At 43.4% G+C, this 20,760-nt stretch carries 18 protein-coding genes and 1 pseudogene; 15 read left to right on the top strand and 4 right to left on the bottom strand.

Annotated elements, in window-relative coordinates; genetic code table 11:
• The first annotated feature begins 75 nt into the window (after nt 1–75).
• Nucleotides 76–1,509, top strand: coding sequence for a PTS glucose transporter subunit IIBC (ptsG, locus tag M0C34_RS12985; protein WP_248712110.1), 1,434 nt, complete (start codon nt 76–78; stop codon nt 1,507–1,509).
• Between the two features lie 57 nt (nt 1,510–1,566).
• Here ptsG and M0C34_RS12980 read toward each other — a convergent pair whose 3' ends face one another.
• The 4 genes and pseudogenes from M0C34_RS12980 to map all read right to left on the bottom strand — a co-directional run.
• Nucleotides 1,567–1,944 (bottom strand): DUF3461 family protein, encoded by a 378-nt coding sequence (locus tag M0C34_RS12980; RefSeq protein WP_248712109.1) that lies wholly within the window; start codon nt 1,942–1,944, stop codon nt 1,567–1,569.
• Nucleotides 1,945–2,145: 201 nt separating this feature from the next.
• On the bottom strand, nt 2,146–3,183 hold the full coding sequence (gene dapD / locus M0C34_RS12975; protein ID WP_248712108.1) for a 2,3,4,5-tetrahydropyridine-2,6-dicarboxylate N-succinyltransferase: 1,038 nt from the start codon (nt 3,181–3,183) through the stop codon (nt 2,146–2,148).
• 35 nt (nt 3,184–3,218) lie between these two features.
• Nucleotides 3,219–5,828, bottom strand: coding sequence for a bifunctional uridylyltransferase/uridylyl-removing protein GlnD (glnD, locus tag M0C34_RS12970; RefSeq protein ID WP_248712107.1), 2,610 nt, complete (start codon nt 5,826–5,828; stop codon nt 3,219–3,221).
• A gap of 32 nt (nt 5,829–5,860) precedes the next feature.
• Nucleotides 5,861–6,670 (bottom strand): annotated as a pseudogene (gene map, locus M0C34_RS12965) (type I methionyl aminopeptidase); the annotation flags it as partial.
• A 300-nt stretch (nt 6,671–6,970) separates the two neighbouring features.
• Between map and rpsB the strand changes: the two are divergent.
• The 14 genes from rpsB (at nt 6,971) to lpxB (ending at nt 20,727) form a co-directional block, all read left to right on the top strand.
• Nucleotides 6,971–7,705: a 30S ribosomal protein S2 gene (rpsB, locus tag M0C34_RS12960; protein WP_248712105.1), complete on the top strand. Its 735-nt coding sequence runs from the start codon at nt 6,971–6,973 to the stop codon at nt 7,703–7,705.
• 97 nt (nt 7,706–7,802) lie between these two features.
• Nucleotides 7,803–8,651 (top strand): translation elongation factor Ts, encoded by an 849-nt coding sequence (gene tsf / locus M0C34_RS12955; RefSeq protein ID WP_248712104.1) that lies wholly within the window; start codon nt 7,803–7,805, stop codon nt 8,649–8,651.
• 75 nt (nt 8,652–8,726) lie between these two features.
• Complete coding sequence (gene pyrH / locus M0C34_RS12950) at nt 8,727–9,476, top strand: UMP kinase (protein WP_248712103.1); 750 nt, start codon at nt 8,727–8,729, stop codon at nt 9,474–9,476.
• A gap of 11 nt (nt 9,477–9,487) precedes the next feature.
• A complete protein-coding gene (gene frr, locus M0C34_RS12945; RefSeq protein ID WP_248712102.1) occupies nt 9,488–10,045 on the top strand; it encodes a ribosome recycling factor in 558 nt (185 codons plus the stop codon).
• Between the two features lie 68 nt (nt 10,046–10,113).
• Nucleotides 10,114–10,905, top strand: coding sequence for an isoprenyl transferase (locus M0C34_RS12940; protein ID WP_248712101.1), 792 nt, complete (start codon nt 10,114–10,116; stop codon nt 10,903–10,905).
• Nucleotides 10,898–11,740, top strand: a complete 843-nt coding sequence (locus M0C34_RS12935; protein ID WP_248712100.1) for a phosphatidate cytidylyltransferase — start codon at nt 10,898–10,900, stop codon at nt 11,738–11,740. The genes M0C34_RS12940 and M0C34_RS12935 overlap by 8 nt, the downstream gene beginning before the upstream one ends.
• Before the next feature lie 6 nt (nt 11,741–11,746).
• Nucleotides 11,747–12,949 (top strand): 1-deoxy-D-xylulose-5-phosphate reductoisomerase, encoded by a 1,203-nt coding sequence (gene ispC / locus M0C34_RS12930; RefSeq protein WP_248712099.1) that lies wholly within the window; start codon nt 11,747–11,749, stop codon nt 12,947–12,949.
• Complete coding sequence (rseP, locus tag M0C34_RS12925) at nt 12,946–14,298, top strand: sigma E protease regulator RseP (protein ID WP_248712098.1); 1,353 nt, start codon at nt 12,946–12,948, stop codon at nt 14,296–14,298. The genes ispC and rseP overlap by 4 nt, the downstream gene beginning before the upstream one ends.
• A 26-nt stretch (nt 14,299–14,324) precedes the next feature.
• Complete coding sequence (gene bamA / locus M0C34_RS12920) at nt 14,325–16,754, top strand: outer membrane protein assembly factor BamA (RefSeq protein ID WP_248712097.1); 2,430 nt, start codon at nt 14,325–14,327, stop codon at nt 16,752–16,754.
• Between the two features lie 22 nt (nt 16,755–16,776).
• Nucleotides 16,777–17,286: an OmpH/Skp family outer membrane protein gene (locus M0C34_RS12915; protein ID WP_248712096.1), complete on the top strand. Its 510-nt coding sequence runs from the start codon at nt 16,777–16,779 to the stop codon at nt 17,284–17,286.
• 2 nt (nt 17,287–17,288) lie between these two features.
• Nucleotides 17,289–18,314: a UDP-3-O-(3-hydroxymyristoyl)glucosamine N-acyltransferase gene (gene lpxD, locus M0C34_RS12910; RefSeq protein ID WP_248712095.1), complete on the top strand. Its 1,026-nt coding sequence runs from the start codon at nt 17,289–17,291 to the stop codon at nt 18,312–18,314.
• Between the two features lie 14 nt (nt 18,315–18,328).
• A complete protein-coding gene (gene fabZ / locus M0C34_RS12905) occupies nt 18,329–18,784 on the top strand; it encodes a 3-hydroxyacyl-ACP dehydratase FabZ (protein WP_248712094.1) in 456 nt (151 codons plus the stop codon).
• Nucleotides 18,785–18,796: 12 nt separating this feature from the next.
• On the top strand, nt 18,797–19,585 hold the full coding sequence (gene lpxA / locus M0C34_RS12900; RefSeq protein ID WP_248712093.1) for an acyl-ACP--UDP-N-acetylglucosamine O-acyltransferase: 789 nt from the start codon (nt 18,797–18,799) through the stop codon (nt 19,583–19,585).
• Nucleotides 19,585–20,727, top strand: coding sequence for a lipid-A-disaccharide synthase (lpxB, locus tag M0C34_RS12895; protein ID WP_248712092.1), 1,143 nt, complete (start codon nt 19,585–19,587; stop codon nt 20,725–20,727). Before lpxA ends, lpxB begins: the two co-directional genes overlap by 1 nt.
• Nucleotides 20,728–20,760: the final 33 nt, after the last annotated feature.

The following is a 20,760-nucleotide window of genomic DNA, read 5'->3' as shown; positions in this document are numbered from 1 at the left end:
CGTTATTAATTAGCCTTTTTGATATTTTTGGCTAAGGCTATATTCAGTACACTAACAGCCCTCTAGGAGCTTACTATGTTTAATAATTTATTTGCGCAAGCGCAAAAGGTAGGTAAAGCACTGATGCTACCCGTATCCGTGCTGCCAGTTGCTGGTATTTTACTTGGGGTCGGCGCCGCTGACTTCAGTTGGATACCCTCTATTGTTTCACAATTAATGATGAATGCGGGTGACGCAGTATTCGGTAACATGGCGCTTCTTTTCGCCGTTGGTGTTGCTTTAGGTTTTACCAATAATGATGGTGTTGCGGCGCTAGCATCTATTGTTGGTTTCACCATCATGGAAAAAACACTGGTTGTTATGGCACCAGTTATGGGCGTAGAAAGCATCAATACTGGAGTACTTGGCGGTATTTTAGCGGGTGGTGTAGCTGGTTGGGCGTTTAATCGCTTCTTTAGAATTCAGTTACCTTCTTACTTAGGCTTCTTCGCTGGTAAGCGGAGTGTACCTATTATTACCGGTTTCTTGACCATTTTCTTAGGTGTGTTACTTGCCTTTATTTGGCCTCCTATTGGTAATGGCATCGCAGTATTCTCCCACTGGGCAGCAGAACAAAACCCAACCTTAGCCTTTGGTATTTACGGCATTGTTGAGCGTTCATTGATTCCATTTGGTCTTCACCATGTTTGGAACGTACCTTTCTTCTTCGAAGCGGGCCAATGTACTAATGCTGCTGGTGATGTGGTTAACGGCGTACTAACTTGTTACTTACAAGCCGACGAAGCTTCACGAGCTGCGGGTAATGGCTTTGGTCAATTAGCTGGCGGTTACATGTTCAAAATGTACGGACTACCTGCTGCTGCTATTGCTATTTGGCACGCGGCTAAACCTGAAAACCGCGCTAAAGTTGGCGGTATTATGATTTCAGCTGCGCTGACTTCATTCCTAACAGGTATTACCGAACCAATTGAATTTGCATTCTTATTCGTAGCGCCAATTCTTTACGTTATCCACGCGCTACTAGCTGGTTTAGCTTTTGTAATCACTAACTCGTTAGGCATGGTACATGGTACTTCGTTCTCACACGGTTTGATTGATTTCATCGTATTGTCTGGCAACTCTCAGAAAATGTGGCTGTTCCCAATAATTGGTTTGGGCTATGCGGCTATTTACTACACCGTATTCCGTGTAGTTATCGCGAAACTAGATTTGAAAACGCCAGGTCGTGAAGACGAAGACAGTTCAGCGGGTGCTGCAGTACTTAATGAAAGCGAAATGTCTAAAAACTTGGTTGATGCATTTGGTGGAAAAGACAACATCGTTAGTTTAGATGCTTGTATTACACGTCTGCGTATTCAAGTTAAATCTATCGAATCTGTTGACCAACCTCAGCTTAAAGCTTTGGGAGCGGCAGGGGTGGTGATTGCTGGTCAAGGTGTTCAAGCTATCTTTGGTACTAAGTCAGATAACTTAAAAACCGACATGGAAGCTTATTTGCAAACCATTTAAGGTTTGGTAAATACTAAAAAAGGAGGCTGAGGCCTCCTTTTTTGTTGGTTGATTTGCTTAAAGCCGCTCTAGTTTAGCCTCTATTTCCGCAATTTTGTTTATCACTACTTTTTCAAGATGCTTTAATTCGGCCAATACTTGTTGTTTGGTATCTTTTTCTTGTTGTTCACGCCGCGTTATTTTATCTAATTCTTCCACGATGAAACGTAAGTTAGTATTGATCTCTGATACGTCTTTATAAGTACCACGCCCCCCGTCAACCAGCACCGTTTTCTTTTGGCGAGGATACTTGAATTTTACGCTTCGCGTTAAAAAGTCGCCTTTTTCCTTGTGGAAGTAGATTTTGAGTGTGTCAGAGTTGGCTTCTTGACGAAGGCTGTAGCGTTCAATGTCTGATGGATTGGTGATCCCAATGCTTTTTAGGTTTTTGTACATAGACTTTCCTTCATAACGAAACGTTTAACTAATGCTGGAACAGTTATCACCGCAATACGCTGCGTAGCCTGTTAATAGCAGCATAGCTTATTCATTATGGAAGCGTTGTGAAATAGGAAGGTTTTTATCGCTGAGGAGGTATTTTTTAGATATTTTGAGATATTTAGCCAAGTGAGTTACTCACTTGGCTAATGCCTTTAATTAGTTATGAGCGTGTAGCTCTTCATTCAACTCAATAGCAGACTTGTTTGTTAAGCACTCAATTGCACCATTCACACTATTACGTCGGAATAATAAATCAGGTTTACCTGCTAAGTCGCGGGCTTTAACGGTACCAGCGGCTTGTTTATTCTCATCAATAAGCACCACTTTAGTGCCTGCTGTGATGTATAAGCCTGACTCTATGATACAGCGGTCACCAAGTGGAATACCGGTACCTGCATTGGCACCGATTAACGACTCTTCACCTACCGAGATGATGATGTTGCCACCGCCTGATAGCGTCCCCATTGTTGAGCAGCCACCCCCTAAGTCAGAACCTTTGCCTACAAATACACCCGCTGAAATGCGACCTTCAATCATACTGGTGCCAGCTGTTCCCGCATTAAAGTTACAGAAACCTTCATGCATTATGGTGGTACCTTCGCCGATGTATGCGCCTAAACGCACTCGAGACGTAGCGGCAATTCGAACGCCGCTCGGTACTACGTAATCGGCCATTTTAGGGAATTTGTCTACCGAGGTAACTTGCAAAAGTTCGCCTTTAGCACGTGCTTCTAGTTGGCGAGCAGGTAGTTCAGCTAAGTCAATGGCGCCCTGATTTGTCCACGCCACGTTAGGTAATACTGAAAAGATACCGCTTAAGTCAGTACCGTGAGGTTTCACCAAGCGGTGCGATAATAAGTGTAGCTTTAAGTATGCTTCAGGGGTTGATTCTGCGGCATTGTCTTCATTTAGTAAGCAGAGTACTCGTGGTTGTTCACTACCTACTAAGGCCTGAAGAGCGGTTACTTGTTGCTTAAGGTCTAAAGCGATGGCGTTGGCGATTAAAATATTAAGACTGGCATCGTCCAATTCGATATTCTGTTTGCCATTGGCGTAATCTAAGCCTTTGGTTAAGTGAGTGACTTCTGCATGACTTGGGTTTAACACAGGAGCGGGGAAAAAAACTTCTAGCCATTGGCCATTTGCGTTCTTACTTCCCACACCAATGGCGTAACTAAAAAAGTCTTTAGACATGGTTGTCTCCAAATAGTGGTTGAGCTTGCTATATATTATTGTTTGAGTGCTTGTTCCAGAATACTTTTAAGCTGTTGCTTTTGTTCCGGACTTAGTTTTTCTCGTTCACAATTACTTATGCTAAAGAAATCTTCGGCTTTTTCACCAATAGTAGATACTTTAGCAGCATGAATTGTGTAGTTGAATGATTGAAATACGGCGCTTATTCTAGCCAATAAGCCGGGTTTGTCCAAGGAGACTATCTCGATCAGCGTTCTATTCCCTTTGGTGGGCAAGAATTCTACTCTTGGTGCAATAGAAAACTGCTGAACTTGCCGTGGCACCCGTCGTTGTTTTAAATCTATAGGAACTGCTACATGCAGCTTGGTTGCTAAGGTTTGTTGTAACAGAATGCCGCGCTCTAATGATAGGGGTTCGCCATCTCGGTCTAGCACGACAAAAGTGTCGAGTACATAGCCGTCTCGGCTAGACATTATTTGGGCATCATGAATGGTGAGGTTTTTTTGGTCAAGCTCAGCTGCGACAGATGCAAACAGATGTGGAATATCTGGGCAGTGGATGAATATTTCCGTGCCTCCACGCGTGGCACGACGGCTCACTAATACAAGGGCTTCCTCATCACTGTGCCCCCACAGGTTGTCAGTGTGCCAAGCAATTTGTTGTGGAGTGTGGCGCAAGAAGTAATCGACTCTAAATCGTTGCCATAAACCACGTACTTGTTCTTCTGAATAGCCTTTAAGCTCTAAGCATTTGATTGCTTTTAACTGCTTGTCTCTAATTACTCCACGGATATCAACCGGGTTTTCTAAACCACGGCGTAAGGCTTTTTGAGTGGAGTTATATAATTCGCTTAATAATGTGCGCTTCCAGCTATTCCAAGTGTCATCGTTCGTGGCGCAAATATCCGCTACCGTTAAGCACAACAGCAAATCTAGATGGCGTTGGTCACGCACAACTTTGGCAAATTCGGAGATGACTTCAGGGTCATAGATATCCCGCTTTTGCGCAATAACCGACATTAATAGGTGATGTTTGACTAACCACGCTACGGTTCTGGCCGAGGGCTTACTGTAGCCATGAGCCAGACAGAACTCTTCAGCATCAACCGCGCCCAGGGTAGAATGGTCGCCTTTACGCCCTTTAGCTATGTCATGAAATATCGCTGCCAATACCAACAGGTCTGGACGCTCTAAGCGAGGATATATTTCACAGCAAAGCGGATGGGTATCCTTGGTTTTGCTGTCGTTAAATGAATGAATTTTGGTAATTAGCCGATGGGTATGCTCATCAACAGTAAATGCATGAAAAAGATCAAACTGCATTTGCCCTACAATCCGGCTCCAGGCGGGAAAGTAGGTAGATAATACCCCGTAACGATGCATTAAGGTCAAGGGTAAGCCCGTAACATTGGGGTGTTTCATTAAACGCCGGAAGTTACGACGACATTCGGGGATGTCTTGTAGCCAGTGAGTTAGGCGGCGTCTTGCTTCACGCAATTGGCGTAGGGTAGCGGAATAAATTCCGGTAATCTTTGGGTTGTCAGCAATATGCAAAAACATCACTAAGATTTGTTCGGGATGTTGCAGAAACAATGAGGCATGGTTACTGTCGATGAGGTTGCCACGTAACATGAAGTTTTCGTCAACCGACTGTACGTCCATCGCGGTATTACCGAGAATAGCTTCATCAAACAATTGTAGTAGCATTTCATTTAGTTCTGAAATGCGACGAATGGTTTGAAAAAAGTGCTTCATTAGGCGCTCAACAGGCGCGTTGTGGTCACCCGCGTAACCTAAAGATTGTGCTACCGCTAATTGGCGGTCAAACAATAAGCGATCGTCACTTTTTGTCAGATGAATATGTAATGCAAAACGTACCCGCCATAAAAAATCGCGGCAATCTTGAAGTTCTCGGCACTCGGCTTGAGTTAAAAAATTCTGCTTGGTCAACTCTTCTAAATCGCTACTGCCAAAGTGTCGACCCGCAACCCAACAGATGGTCTGAATATCTCTTAGGCCGCCAGGATTGGCTTTAATGTCTGGTTCAAGCGAGTAGGCATTACCTTTATATTGGCGATGGCGACTTTGTTGTTCGTCCTTTTTCGCGCGAAAAAATGCTTCACTTGGCCAAAAACTATCGGCACATACCGCTAAACACAACTCGGTATAAATATCTTTATTGCCAACCAATAAGCGTGACTCTTGGAGGTTGGTGGCAATAGTAATGTCTTGTAAGCCCAGCTCTAAACACTCAGCCAGCGTTCTTACACTTTGCCCTACATCAAGACGTATATCCCATAATAGAGTGATAAAAGCACTGACTTTGTCAGCGGCTTCTTTCGCAATTGTTTCTCGGCTTACTATTAAAATATCAATATCAGAGCGGGGATGAAGCTCTCCTCGACCATATCCACCCACAGCGAGAAGCGACAGATCTTGATATACGTTGAGGCCGAAATGTTGCCACAAGCTTTTTAACAAAAGGTCCATTTGGCTTGAGCGCAGTTGAACTAGCTCTACAACATGAACGCCTAGATTAAACTGATCGGTTAAATATTCCTGAAGCTGATCTAAGTAACTTTTACAGCTTTTTAATGATATGTCGTCAACTTTTGGTTGCGGCGGTGATGCGAGTGTCGTTTCCATGACTTAGCCTCAATAGCGTGTTCTTGTTATATTTAGTGCTTAATGATTCGAGGTAGGTCTTCTTCTTCACGTAATGTGAGTACTTCTACGCCATTTTCAGTGACCAATAAAGTATGTTCCCATTGAGCTGAATTCTTTCCGTCTAAGGTCGTTGCAGTCCAACCGTCGCCTGAATCTACGCGATTGCCTTTTTTGCCTTGGTTAATCATGGGCTCAATGGTGAAACACATTCCTGCTCGAAGAACGGTTCGGTCATTATTGCGATAATGCATTATTTGCGGTTCTTCATGGAAACCTTCACCAATACCGTGGCCACAAAAATTGTCCACAATACCGTAACGGTAGTTGCCTTTTTTTAAGTACTTTTGAATGGCGTTACCAATGTCACTGACTTTATTCCCAGGCTTCACCACTTTAATCGCTTGGTATAGGGCTTGTTGGGTTACACGACAGAGAAGCTTATCGGCTGGGCTGGTATTACCTACCATAAACATTTTCGAGGTATCGCCATGGTAGCCATCTTTAATTACCGTAATATCAATGTTCACTACATCGCCGTCTTGCAAGATATGAGTGGCGGATGGAATACCGTGACAAACCACATCGTTTACCGAGGTGCAGATCGATTTAGGGAAGCCGTGATAATTTAGCGGAGCAGGGATAGCTTGCTGTTCATTCACTATATAGTCATGACAGCGCTGGTCCAGCTCTTCTGTACTGACGCCTACTTTTACGTATGGCGCTATCATCGTTAATACATCGGCAGCCAAGCGACCGGCAATGCGCATTTTTTCGATTTGTTCTGGGGTTTTTATTACTATGCTCATGGGACTAATAGTTGAGTATTTAACTTGGTTATGGCGCTAGTTTACCGTAAGGCAGCGAGGAGTTGTAGTAGAAGCTAAAATTAGCTAAAACTTGGCGCTAAGCTTTAACAATATTATGATTTATGGTATAAAGCGCGCCGTGAGTAATTACTCTGGTTTTCGAATTAGGGTGTATGCTGACACTAATTGAATATTTATAGTTTAAATATTTTTAATCACACACACACATCGGCACGTTTTCCGGGGTGCTGAACGCTTGCGTTTGGTCGGTAAAATGGGATGTGTGGAGGCCTAACCCCATATGAGGAAATTATAATGGCAAACGTTTCAATGCGCGATATGCTTCAAGCAGGCGTACACTTTGGTCACCAAACCCGTTACTGGAACCCAAAAATGAAGCCTTTCATTTTTGGTGCTCGTAACAAAGTTCATATCATTAACTTAGAAAAAACTGTACCTATGTTTAATGATGCAATGTCTGTTCTTAAGAAAGTTGCATCTAAGAAAGGTAAAGTTCTTTTCGTTGGTACTAAACGTGCTGCTGGTGAAGTTATCAAAACTGAAGCGCTTCGTTCTGATCAATTCTACGTTAACCACCGTTGGTTAGGTGGTATGTTGACTAACTGGAAAACAGTACGTCAATCTATCAAGCGTCTTAAAGATCTAGAAGCTCAAAGCCAAGACGGTACTTTTGAAAAGTTGACCAAGAAAGAGGCGTTAATGCGCACTCGCGAAATGGAAAAACTTGAAAAAAGCCTTGGCGGTATCAAAAACATGGGCGGTTTACCTGACGTATTGTTTGTGATTGATGCTGAACACGAGCATATCGCTATTCGCGAAGCAAACAACCTAGGCATTCCTGTAATCTCTGTAGTTGATACAAACTCTTCACCTGATGGTGTTGATTACATCATTCCTGGTAACGACGATGCTATCCGTGCAATTAAATTGTACTTAGGCGCAGCTGCTGATACGGTACTTCAAGGTCGTCAAGACGACATCGTAGTACAAGCTGAAGAAGATGGTTTCGTAGAGGAAGCTGCTGAGTAATTGATGCATAAGCATTGATACTGAGTAAGCTTGATGAATAGCAGGGGGCAAGCTTGTCCCCTGAGTTTTATCCGATAATTAATCGAGGATCAAACAAATGGCAATTACTGCTGCCCTAGTAAAAGAACTGCGCGACCGCACTGGCGCAGGCATGATGGATTGTAAAAAAGCGTTGACTGAAACTGATGGTGACATCGAGTTAGCGATTGATAATATGCGTAAAAGTGGCGCTGCTAAAGCGGCTAAAAAAGCAGGTAACATTGCTGCTGATGGTGCAATTATCATTAAAGAAGGCGCTGGTTTTGCTGCCTTGTTAGAAGTGAACTGTCAAACAGATTTCGTGGCTAAAGATGCTAACTTTACCGCTTTTGCTGAAAAAGTTGCTGAAGCTGCTGCTGCAGAAAAAACTGACATCGACACTTTGAAAGCTAATTTCGAAGAAGCGCGCGTTCAGTTAGTGGCTAAAATCGGTGAAAATATCTCAATTCGTCGCGTTGAATACTTAGACGGCGCTTCAATTGCTTCATACCGTCACGGTGAGCGTATTGGTGTTGCTGTAACTGGTGAAGCTGACGCTGAGACACTTAAGCACGTTGCTATGCACGTTGCTGCTTCTAAGCCAGAGTTTTTATCTCCTGACGACGTTCCAGCTGATGTTGTTGAAAAAGAGAAAAAACTTCAAATCGAAATCGCGATGAATGAAGGCAAGCCTGCTGAAATCGCTGAGAAGATGGTTACTGGCCGCATGAAGAAATTCACCGGTGAAATCTCGTTAACTGGTCAAGCGTTCATTATGGAACCTAAGAAAACTGTTGGTGCAATCTTGAAAGAGAAAGGCGCTACGGTTGCTGGTTTTGTTCGCTTAGAAGTTGGCGAAGGTATCGAGAAAAAAGAAGAAGACTTTGCTGCAGAAGTTGCTGCACAAATCGCCGCAGCTAAAAAGTAATTTTAGTTGTTCTTCAGGTTGCGGTATCATGCCGCAACCTTCTTGTATTGTAATTATTGAGAGAATATCATCGCTATGAGCACCAATCCTAAACCTGCATACCGCCGCATTCTTTTAAAACTTTCAGGTGAAGCCCTCATGGGTGACGAAGGTTTTGGTATTGACCCTAAAGTACTCGACCGTATGGCTCTTGAAATAAAAGAGTTGGTTGAACTAGGGATCCAAGTTGGCTTAGTTATTGGTGGTGGCAATCTGTTTCGAGGCGAAGGCCTAGCGAAAGCAGGTATGAACCGCGTAGTTGGCGATCACATGGGTATGCTCGCAACCGTAATGAACGGCTTGGCGATGCGTGATGCGCTGCACCGAAATTTTGTAAATGCTCGTCTTATGTCAGCTATCGAGCTGAACGGCGTGTGTGATTCTTATAACTGGGCTGATGCTATCAGCAATCTAAAAGCCGGGAAAGTAGTCATCTTTTCTGCCGGTACTGGTAATCCGTTTTTTACTACAGACTCTGCTGCATGTTTGCGTGGCATCGAGATTGAGGCGGAAGCAGTGCTAAAAGGGACAAAAGTTGATGGTGTATATACTGCCGACCCAGTAAAAGACCCTAGTGCAACGCTATACAGCGAACTAGATTACAACGAAGTATTAGATAAAGAATTAAAAGTGATGGACCTTGCGGCCTTTACACTTGCTCGTGACCATAACCTGCCAATTCGTGTGTTTAACATGAATAAAGCAGGTAGCTTGAAAAATGTTGTTATGGGTTATGACGAAGGAACCACAATTCATCATTTATCGAATAAAGCTGAAACAGAGTAGGGAAAGTTATCGTGATTAATGCAATTAAAGAAGATGCTCAAACTCGCATGAGCAAAAGTATTGAGTCGCTTAAGACTCAAATGTCTAAAGTAAGAACGGGTAGAGCCCATACCAGTCTATTAGATGGCATCATGGTGCCTTATTACGGTGTCGATACTCCGCTCAAACAAGTTGGTAACGTATCTACTGAAGATTCAAGAACGCTAACCGTAACAGTCTTTGACGCCAGTTTAATTAGTGCTGTAGAAAAAGCGATCATGAGTTCAGATTTAGGTCTTAACCCCTCTTCAGCTGGCACCTTAATTCGTATACCGTTGCCAATGCTTACCGAAGAACGCCGCCGCGACTTGATCAAAATCGTTCGTGCTGAAGCAGAGCAGGCGCGTGTAGCAATTCGAAACATTCGTCGTGATGCTAATGGTGACATTAAAGATTTACTTAAAGAAAAAGAAATCGGTGAAGACGACGATAGAAAAGCACAAGACGACATTCAAAAAATCACTGACGCTTCGGTTAAGTTAGTTGATGCTGCACTCGCGGTAAAAGAAGCTGAGTTGCTGGAAGTTTAAACGTTATTTGAGTTAAAAATAGCCGTGTCTTGTTACACGGTTTTTTTTTGTAAGTACGAGTAGTAAGTATGACTTTACCCAAAGAACTGCAATTAGCAATGAAAGAGGCAATGCCTAAACACGTTGCTATTATCATGGACGGCAATGGCCGTTGGGCTCAGCAACGCGGTAAGCTTCGGATGTTCGGCCATCAAGCCGGTGTTAAAGCCGTTCGTCGCTCAGTGAGCTTCGCCACGCAACTTGAAATTAAGTCTCTTACTTTATTTGCTTTCAGCAGTGAAAATTGGCGCCGGCCAGAAGACGAAGTGTCAAGCTTAATGAATTTGTTTTTAACCGTTTTGCAACGCGAAGTTAAAAAACTGAAAAACAATAATGTACAACTAAGAATAATTGGTGATACTTCTCGTTTCAGTGAAAAACTGCAAAAACGTATCATTCAAGCTGAGCAGGATACAGCAGCTAACGACGGCCTAATTCTTAATATTGCTGCTAATTACGGCGGTAGGTGGGATATATTAAATGCTACTCAGCAAATGGCGCAAAAAGTTGCCTCTGGCAGTTTACGAGCTGAAGATATAACTGAGCAGCATATTTCTGATGTTATGGCTTGTGATACTGTTGGTGACGTTGACCTGTTGATTCGTACTGGCGGTGATCACCGTATTAGCAATTTTTTATTGTGGCAAACAGCTTACTCTGAATTGTGTTTTTGTGATGTATTATGGCCAGACTTTGACGAGCAAGCTTTTGGTGATGCAGTGGCTACCTTTGTTAGTCGTGAACGGCGATTCGGCTGTACCGGAGAACAAGTACAGGAACTGCTGAAAGACAATCAATATAATGAGGACAGTTTTGCTTAAGCAACGAATAATAACCGCGCTGGTATTAGCGCCACTCGCGCTTGCTGCCATTTTCAAACTGCCACTATTAGCGTTGGCATTGGTGTTTGCTGTAGTGCTATTACTAGCTGCAAGGGAGTGGGCTCGAATCGTTTCCGATGTACCAAAAATACGCGCCGCTTTCTTTGTCGTATTTACCTTGGTATTTGGTCTCAGCCTTTGGCAAATTCCTCTAGAGGGCGTCAGTCACTCAGTTTGGTTTAGTGTCCTGTTATCGATAGCCGCCGCCTGTTGGTTAGGAAGTATTGCATTGCTTTTTACTTATCCAAAATCAGCCACAATTTGGGGTAAATTAACTACTTTCAAAATCGTCTCTGGACTCATTATCCTTTTGCCTTTTTTCTGGTCGCTGGTATTTCTTCGCAACATCGATCAGAGCAACCCTTTGGTGGGTGGAGCGTGGGTTGTTTACGTCATGCTGCTGGTTTGGGCTGCTGATACTGGCGCTTATTTTGCCGGCAAGCGTTTTGGTAAAAGAAAACTGGCAAAAAATGTTAGCCCTAAAAAAACCATTGAAGGATTGCTCGGCGGGTTTGCTGTGGCAAGTTTGGTCACTATCGCCGCGTTGCTGTTGTTAGACATCCCTGAAGGGAAGGTGCTGATATTATTGCTTGCTAGTTGTTGTACCGTGTTGGCTTCAGTCGTTGGCGATTTGGTTGAAAGTATGTTCAAGCGTCAAGCCGGTATTAAAGATAGTGGTACTTTATTGCCTGGGCATGGCGGTTTGCTAGACCGAATTGATAGTCTTACCGCCGCAATGCCGGTATTTGCGTTCTTCTTCCTACACTGGATGTAAGCGAGTATGAGTAAGAACCTTGTCATTCTGGGCGCTACGGGTTCAATAGGCTGTAGCACTTTAAAAGTATTACGCGAAAACCCCAATAGTTATTTTTTGTATGGTGTGACCGGCGGTAAAAATGTAGCTTCTATGGTGGATATCTGCCGAGAGTTTGCGCCTAAATATGCAGTAATGGCTGACGATGAGAGTAATCAACAATTGCGCCGTATGGTGCACGATTTGGCGTTATCGTGTGAGGTGCTCAATGATCAAAATGCCATTGCTCAACTAGCTGTTGAGCCTGAGGTTGAGTTAGTGATGGCCGCTATCGTTGGTGCTGCCGGCTTACTCCCTACTTTAGCGGCAGTAAAGGCCGGCAAAACCGTATTGCTCGCTAATAAAGAAGCATTGGTTATGAGTGGCGCTATTTTTATGGACGCTGCTCGCCAAAGTGGTGCCCGAATCCTTCCTGTAGATAGTGAACACAACGCTATTTTTCAATGTATGCCTGATAATATTCAACAGTCTCTTGGGCATTGTGACTTAGCTGATTCGGGAATCAGTAAAATCTTGTTAACCGGTTCTGGTGGACCATTTCGTTATAGTGATGTAGCGAGTTTATCTGCGGTTACGCCTGCGCAAGCTTGTGCTCACCCTAATTGGTCGATGGGCAAAAAAATCTCGGTTGATTCAGCCACTATGATGAATAAGGGGCTGGAATATATCGAAGCCAAACGTCTCTTTAATACTCAGCCTAAGCAAATTGATGTCATTATTCATCCCCAATCTATTATTCACTCTATGGTTCAATACTGCGATGGGTCAGTCTTAGCCCAAATGGGAGAGCCTGATATGGCCACTCCTATCGCTCACGTGATGGCTTATCCAAACCGACAAGTATCAGGGGTTCAGCCGCTCGACTTTTTTTCTATTGGCGAGTTAAGTTTCATTCCCCCTGACTATGCGCGTTACCCTTGTCTAAAGCTTGCTGTTGATGCATGTTATGACAGTCAAACGGCGACCACCTGTTTGAATGCCGCTAATGAAATAGCTGTTGCTGCCTTTTTGTCAGGGCGTATAAAATTTACCCAAATTGCAGAAGTAGTAGCCAGTTGTTTAGATAAACTGAGTTATATCGGTTTGGAAACTGAACTTTCAGTTTTACTCGAGGTCGACAAGAGGGCGCGAATGCATGCCGATGCAGCAGTTAAAAGGATCTTTGCATGAACGAAATCATTTGGAATACCACATTTTTTGTTATTGCTTTGGGCATCTTAGTGACTGTCCACGAGTTTGGTCATTTTTGGGTAGCCAGACGGTGTGGTGTAAAAGTTGAACGATTTTCTATTGGTTTTGGTAAAGCGTTATGGCGTAAAACTGCAAAAGACGGCACCGAGTATGTAGTCGCGTTAATCCCTTTGGGGGGGTACGTAAAAATGCTCGACGAGCGAGTCGCTCAAGTGGCCCCAGAGTTGCGCGCTCAAGCATTTAATAACAAAAGCTTAAGCCAGCGAAGTGCAGTAGTCGCTGCAGGCCCGATGGCTAACTTTCTATTGGCAATAATGGCTTTTTGGCTGATGTTTGTGATTGGTGTCCCAGCGGTTAAACCTGTTTTAGGGGAAATGGCGCCATCAACTGTCGCTAGCCAAAGTGGTTTAGTGGCAGGTCAAGAAATAATCGAAATTGCCGGTGAAAGAACCTTAGATTGGGAAAGTGTAAACTTCGTCCTAGTGAGTCAGTTAGGTAGTGACTCTATTGAAATGACGGTGAAAGATGCGCAAACCTCTTTGTTATCCACCGTCAAACTAGATACCCGCGACTGGCAGTTAGATAGCGAGCAGCAAAGCCCGATTTTAAGTTTAGGATTAAGGCCATTTTCACCCGCAGTTTCACTCACTGTGTCACAGGTGGTTGATGGTAAGCCGGCAGACATCGCCGGTTTACAAAAAGGCGACCGTTTATTGGCTGTAGATGGGAACACACTCAACCAATGGCAAGACTTTGTCGATGTTGTGCAGGCTAAACCTGAGCAAGATATGGAAATAGAAGTCTTAAGAGATGGTCAAACTCAGCGTTTGACATTGGTTCCAGAATCTAGGGTTTATCAAGGTCATGCCAGTGGTTATGTTGGCCTTGCACCTGAAATTGCCGAGTACCCTGAAGAATATAGAATCGATTTACACTACGGCATTGTTGAATCTATAGGCAAATCATTAGAACGAACTTGGCATTTAAGCAAATTGACTGTTTCTATGATAGGTAAATTGGTGACAGGGGTAGTTTCTTTAGATAACCTTAGCGGTCCAATATCCATCGCTAAAGGCGCAGGTGCAACAGCCGATTATGGCTTAGTCTATTTTTTAGGCTTTATCGCGTTAGTTAGTATTAATTTGGGCATTATAAACTTATTTCCATTGCCGGTCTTAGACGGTGGTCATTTAGTCTTTTTTGCTGTTGAAGCAGTAACGGGCAAACCTGTCTCAGAGCGAGTGCAAGAGATAGGATTTAGGATTGGTGCAGTATTAGTTATGGCTCTAATGACATTAGCCGTATTTAATGACTTTATGCGCTTATAACAATTAATAGGACGTTTTATTTTCTTATGTTCAAAATGCAGTTGGTAGTTGGACTTTTTCTGGCTTGTCTCGCAGGGTCTTCTTTTGCTGAAAGTAAAACAGCGTTCACTGTGGCTGATATTCGTATCGAGGGCCTACAAAGAGTTTCTCTGGGTGCAGCATTATTACAGATCCCGCTTCGAGTGGGAGATGATGTAGACAGCGGCCAAATTAGCACCAGCATCAAACGTTTGTACAAAAGTGGCAACTTCGAAGATGTTCAAGTGTACCGTGATGGAGATGCCTTGGTGTTTAAAGTTCTTGAACGACCCACGGTAAGCAGTATCGAGTATTCAGGCAATAAGGATATTAAAACCGAGCAACTTGAAGAGTCGCTGCGCTCCTCAGGGATTAAAATAGGTGAGCCGTTAGACAAGACTAATCTACGAAACATTGAAAAAAGCTTAGAAGATTTTTATTACAGTGTGGGTAAATATAGCGCACGAGTGACATCGATTGTCACACCGTTACCGCGTAATCGAGTCGATTTAAAGTTTAACTTCCAAGAAGGTCTATCAGCCGAAATTCAACAGATAAATGTTATTGGTAATCAACAGTTTTCGTCTGGTGAGTTAATTAAACGTATGACCCTCACCGATCGTGCCCCATGGTGGAATGTATTAGCCGATCAGAAGTATCAAAAGCAAAAACTAGCGGGCGACTTAGAGACCATCAATAGCTTTTATTATGATCGTGGTTATATTCGCTTTAAAGTCGATTCAACTCAGGTAGCGCTAACGCCAGATAAAAAAGGCATCTACATTACAATCAATGTTGACGAAGGCGACATTTATCGCGTGGAAAAAGTTGAGTTAGCGGGCAACTTACTCGATAAGAGTGCAGAGCTGAATGGGCTTGTCAGTATTAAGTCTGGCGATGTTTACAGTGGCGCCGAAGTGACCAAGACAGAAGAAATTCTTTCCAAGTTTCTAGGTCGCTACGGTTATGCGTACCCGCAAGTTAGTGTGTTCCCCGTGATTAATGATGAAGACAAAACGGTGGTTCTAAATGTTAACGTTGATCCTGGTAGTCGTGTGTATGTTCGAAGAATCAATGTAAGCGGTAATACCATTACCAAAGATGAAGTGTTGCGCCGAGAAATGCGCCAAATGGAAGGCACTTGGTTATCCAGTCGCTTGGTCGAGCAGTCTCGCTCTCGTTTAAGTCGACTTGGCTTTTTTGAAACCGTCGATGTCGAGACCGTCAAAATACCGGGGTCGCAAGACCAAGTAGACATAAATTTTGTGGTAAAAGAGCAACCTTCAGGCTCGTTTAATGCAGGGGTTGGCTTTGGTACAGAGTCTGGCTTAAGTTTATCGGCAGGGGTACAGCAAGATAACTTTTTAGGCTCGGGCAATCGGGCCGGTATTAACGTTAGTACCAACAAATACTCTAAAAACTTTGATGTGAATTTTAACGACCCTTATTTCACTAAAGATGGCGTCAGTTTTGGTGGACGTTTTTATTACACGGATTTTGAAGCCTCAAAGGCAGATATTGTTGATTATAACAACGAAACCATTGGCCTACGTGGCACGCTAGGTTTTCCAGTCAATGAATATAACCGTTTAAGCGCAAGTCTAGGTTTAGAACAAAATAAGATTTCTCAATTAAATGCTTACGCACAAATTCAGCAATTTTGGGATATTTACTCACCACACCGTAATGACGATGGCTCATTAACTTTTCAGTCCTTAGATACCACGTTTGGTTGGACGAGAAACTCGTTAAACAATGGCTCGATGCCAACGGCGGGTTCTTCGCAAAAATTCGATACAAAAATTACCGTACCGGGGTCGGATGTACAGTATTTTAAAATGAGTTTTGACACCCGCCATTTCTTCCCTATTACCACTAACCATGATTGGGCTTTTACTGTTCGTGGTAAGTTGGGTTATGGTAATGGTTACGGACAAATTGAGGGCAATGATCAAATCTTGCCGTTTTTTGAGAATTTCTATGCCGGTGGCTATTCAACGTTACGCGGCTTCCGTTCTAACACCGTAGGACCTCGAGCTCTTTATATTGTTGATGCTAACGGTAGTTCTTATGTGACGGCATCAGATGACTCTGTAGGTGGTAACGCCTTAGCGGTGGGCAGCGCCGAGCTTATTTTCCCCACTCCGTTTTTAGATGAAGCGTATATTCGACAGGTCCGTACAACTGCATTCGTAGATTTCGGTACAGTATGGGATACCGAGTTTGATTTTGAACAATATAACCAAATGCAATGTATCAGCCGTTGTGACCGTTTCGGGGATTATTCTTCCCCAGATAGGATTCGAGTATCAGTGGGGGTTGCTATTCAATGGCTTTCGCCAATGGGTCCACTGGTGTTCTCATTTGCTAAACCAATAAAAAGCTACGAAGGAGATCGTTCCGAGACTTTCTCATTCAATATTGGCCAAACATTTTAATTCTTGATTTAGGAGAAAACTTTTGAAAAAACTAATTGCTTCTGTTGCCCTAGCTGCAACCATTATGGCACCGAGCTTTGCTGTATTAGCTGAGACTAAAATTGCTGTTATTAATATTGCTGAAGTTTTTCAGCAACTACCACAACGCGATACTTTACAGAAAACCCTGAAAGATGAATTTGAAGTGAGAGTCCAAGAAGTGCGTGGTTTGGAAGCTGAAATGCAACGTTTGTTCGACAAACGTGAAAAAGATGGTGAGTTGCTTGGTCAACAAGAAGTGACCAAAATAACCCGTCAGCTCGAGACTATGCAAGCTGAGTACAAGTTAAAGCGTAAAAACTTAGAAGAAGATCAACGTCGCCGTGGTGCTGAAGAACAGCAGAAATTGATGGTTAAAGTTCAGGACGCTGTGGTTGAAGTATCTAAATCTCAAGGCTACGATTTAGTATTACCTTTAGACGCTACGGCTTATGCATCAGAGGCTCTCGATATTACTAAGTTAGTGGTTCAACAAGTTAGTAAGAGTAAGTAATTATGTCTTTAAGTCTTGGCCAAATTGCAGAGCAACTTGGCCTTACTATTAAAGGTGACACTGAGCAAACGATTAAACGTATCGCTCCGTTTGAACACGCTGCTGATCAGGAAATTAGCTTTTTAACCAATGCTAAATACAAGCCTTTGTTAGCGGCTTGTAAGGCTAGCGCACTGATTTTAAACAAAGCGGACGCGGCGCTTTTTAGTGGTAATGTGCTAATTAGCGAAGACCCTTATGTCAGCTATGCTTTGTTAGCGCAATTGTTAGATACAACACCTCGTTGTGCTAATGGCATCGCTGATAGCGCCGTTATCGGTAAAGACGTTGTTCTAGGTAGTGGTGTCGCTATTGGCCCCAATGCGGTAATCGAAGATGGTGTTAAGCTAGGTGATGGGGTTCAAATAGGTGCAGGTTGTTTCATTGGTAAACAAGCCGTTATTGGCGACAGCACTAAACTTTGGGCTAATTGCAGCATTTATCACCGGGTAGAAATTGGTGCTCGTTGTTTAATACAAAGTAATACCGTGATTGGTTGTGATGGTTTTGGCTATGCTAATAAGCAGGGCCAGTGGATAAAAATCCCTCAAGTTGGCTCGGTGATTATCGGCGATAATGTCGAAATAGGCGCATCAGTGTCAATAGACCGCGGTGCCTTAGATAATACAGTTATAGAGTCAAATGTGATCATTGATAATCAGGTACACATTGCTCACAACGTAACTATTGGCGGTGGTACAGCCATCGCTGGGACAACAGGTATTGCCGGAAGTACTAAAATAGGACGTTACTGCATAATTGGCGGTGGCGTGGCTATCAATGGGCATATTAGTATCTGCGATCAGGTCACTCTAACGGGCAACTCAATGGTGACTAAATCTATCACTGAGGCAGGGGTGTTCTCATCGGGTATGCCGATACAAGCCAATCGAAAGTGGCGTAAATCCATGGCTCGGCTCTCTCAAATTGATGAGATGCACAAAAGAATTGTTAGCTTGGAGCGAAATAAAAGCTCCGATCAGGATTAACCTAGGAACACATTTTGACTAAAGAACTTAATCGCTTAGAAATTCAAGATATTATGGAATTGTTGCCACATAGGTACCCGTTCCTATTAGTTGACCGTGTACTAGATTTTGAAATAGGCAAAACCTTACATGCGGTAAAAAACGTGACCTTTAACGAACCTTTTTTTACTGGGCACTTTCCACAACAACCGGTATTTCCTGGTGTTCTCATTCTGGAAGCTTTGGCGCAATGTACCGGTATTTTGGCATTTAAATCAACCACTAAACCTAGCGAGAATGAATTGTATTTTTTTGCGGGTATTGATAATGCGCGCTTTAAGAAACCAGTAGGTCCAGGTGATGTTTTACACCTAGAGGTAGAATTATTGCGAGATCGTCGCGGGGTTGGCAAGTTCAACTGTGTTGCCAAAGTAGAAGATGAAATAGTCTGTAGTGCCGAAATTATGTGCGCCCGCAGAGCCTATAAGTAGGTGGAAAACGTTATGATTGATAGCTCGGCTAGTATACACCCCACAGCGATCATTGAAGGTAATGTCTGCATTGGTGCCAACACTACCGTGGGCGCTTTTACTATTATTCGCGGTGAAGTTCAAATAGGTGAAAATTGTCAAATTGCTTCACATGTCGTTATTAAAGGTCACTCTAAAATTGGCAACAATAATCGCATCTATCAGTTTGCGTCGGTGGGTGAGGATTGTCAGGATCTAAAATATGCTGGCGAAGAAACCTATTTGGAAATTGGCGATAACAACACTATCCGAGAAAGCGTAACCATTCATCGTGGAACCGCTCAAGATAACAGCGTAACCAAAATAGGCAGTAACTGTTTATTTATGATTAACGCTCATGTAGCTCATGACTGTGTAGTGGGTAACGGTTGTATTTTTGCTAATAATGCTACTTTAGCAGGCCACGTTACTATTGGAGATAATGTTATCTTTGGTGGTCAAGCGGCTATTCATCAGTTCGGTAAAGTCGGTTCTTATGCCTTTATCGGCGGCTGTGCAGCGGTTAATAAAGATGTCCCCCCTTATGTGATGGCAGTGGGTAACTACGCTCGTCCGGTTGCTGTTAACACCGAAGGCTTGTTACGCCGGGGTTTTAGTAAAGATGCGATTAAGGCGATTCGTCAAGCTTACAAGACTCTATATCGCAGTGGTAACACCTTGGATGAGGCCTTGACTCAAATTGAGTTGTCAGCTGAGCAGTTTCCTGAAGTTAAATTATTCGCTGACTTTTTGAAAGAGAATGGTAGGGGTATTGTTCGCTAATGGTGCAAGCCAATTTGCATATTGCCATCGTCGCCGGGGAAGTCTCCGGCGATATTTTAGGTGCAGGTTTAATCACCGCTCTTAAACAACACTATCCGAACGCTCGGTTTTCAGGTATTGCAGGCCCTTTGATGCAAGAGCAAGGCTGTGAAGCGTTGTTCGATATGGAAGAGCTTTCGGTAATGGGCTTAGTTGAAGTATTAGGCCGGTTGCCAAGGATCCTCAAGATACGCAAGCAGATCCTACAACACTACTTGAATTCCCCTCCTGATGTTTATATTGGTATCGATGCTCCTGACTTCAACTTGGGGGTTGAGCATAAGTTGCATGCTAATGGGATCAAAACAGTCCATTATGTTAGCCCTTCAGTGTGGGCTTGGAAGCAAAAGCGGGTGTTCAAAATTAAAGAAGGCTGCAACAAAATATTGGTCTTTTTGCCTTTTGAAAAGGCCTTCTATGATCGCTTTGAGGTTCCTTGTGAATTTGTGGGTCATACTTTGGCAGATCAAGTACCGATGGTTAATCCACAATTGCCAGCCATCGAACTGCTGGGCTTAAATACCAAGCAAAAAGTATTGGCGATTCTTCCTGGCAGCCGACACGCGGAAGTAGGCTTATTAAGCCCTGTATTTTTAGAGTCTGCAAGGCAGTTAGTTAAGCGTTTTCCCGGTTTACAATTAGTGGCGCCACTGGTTAATCAACGCCGCCGAGAACAATTTGAGGCTTTAATTCAAGAGCATGCACCTGAGCTGGATATAAAAATCGTAGATGGACATGCTCGGGCAGTGATGACCGCCGCCGACGCTATTTTACTTGCTTCTGGCACTGCAACTCTCGAGGCAATGTTAGTAAAACGTCCGATGGTTGTTGCATACCGCTTCAAGCCGCTTACATATCGTATCGCCAAAATGATCGTGAACGCTAAGTTTGCCGCGTTACCCAATTTATTGGCTGATGAGATGATTGTTAAAGAGTATGTACAAGAAGATTGTACTAGCGATAATATTGTAGCTGAAATTAGTCGCCTGCTGAGAAGTGACAACAGCAAGTTGCTCGAACAGTTCTCTCACTTGCATCAGCAGATCCGTTGTAATGCTGACCAAAAGGCCGCTCAGGCTGTTATCGATGTAATAAATAGCTAGTTATTCACTAGTCATATTTGTCCTTCATTGGAG

Source organism: Agarivorans sp. TSD2052 (assembly GCF_023238625.1).
Classification (GTDB): Bacteria; Pseudomonadota; Gammaproteobacteria; order Enterobacterales; family Celerinatantimonadaceae; genus Agarivorans.
This window is presented reverse-complemented; position numbering and strand designations above follow the sequence as displayed.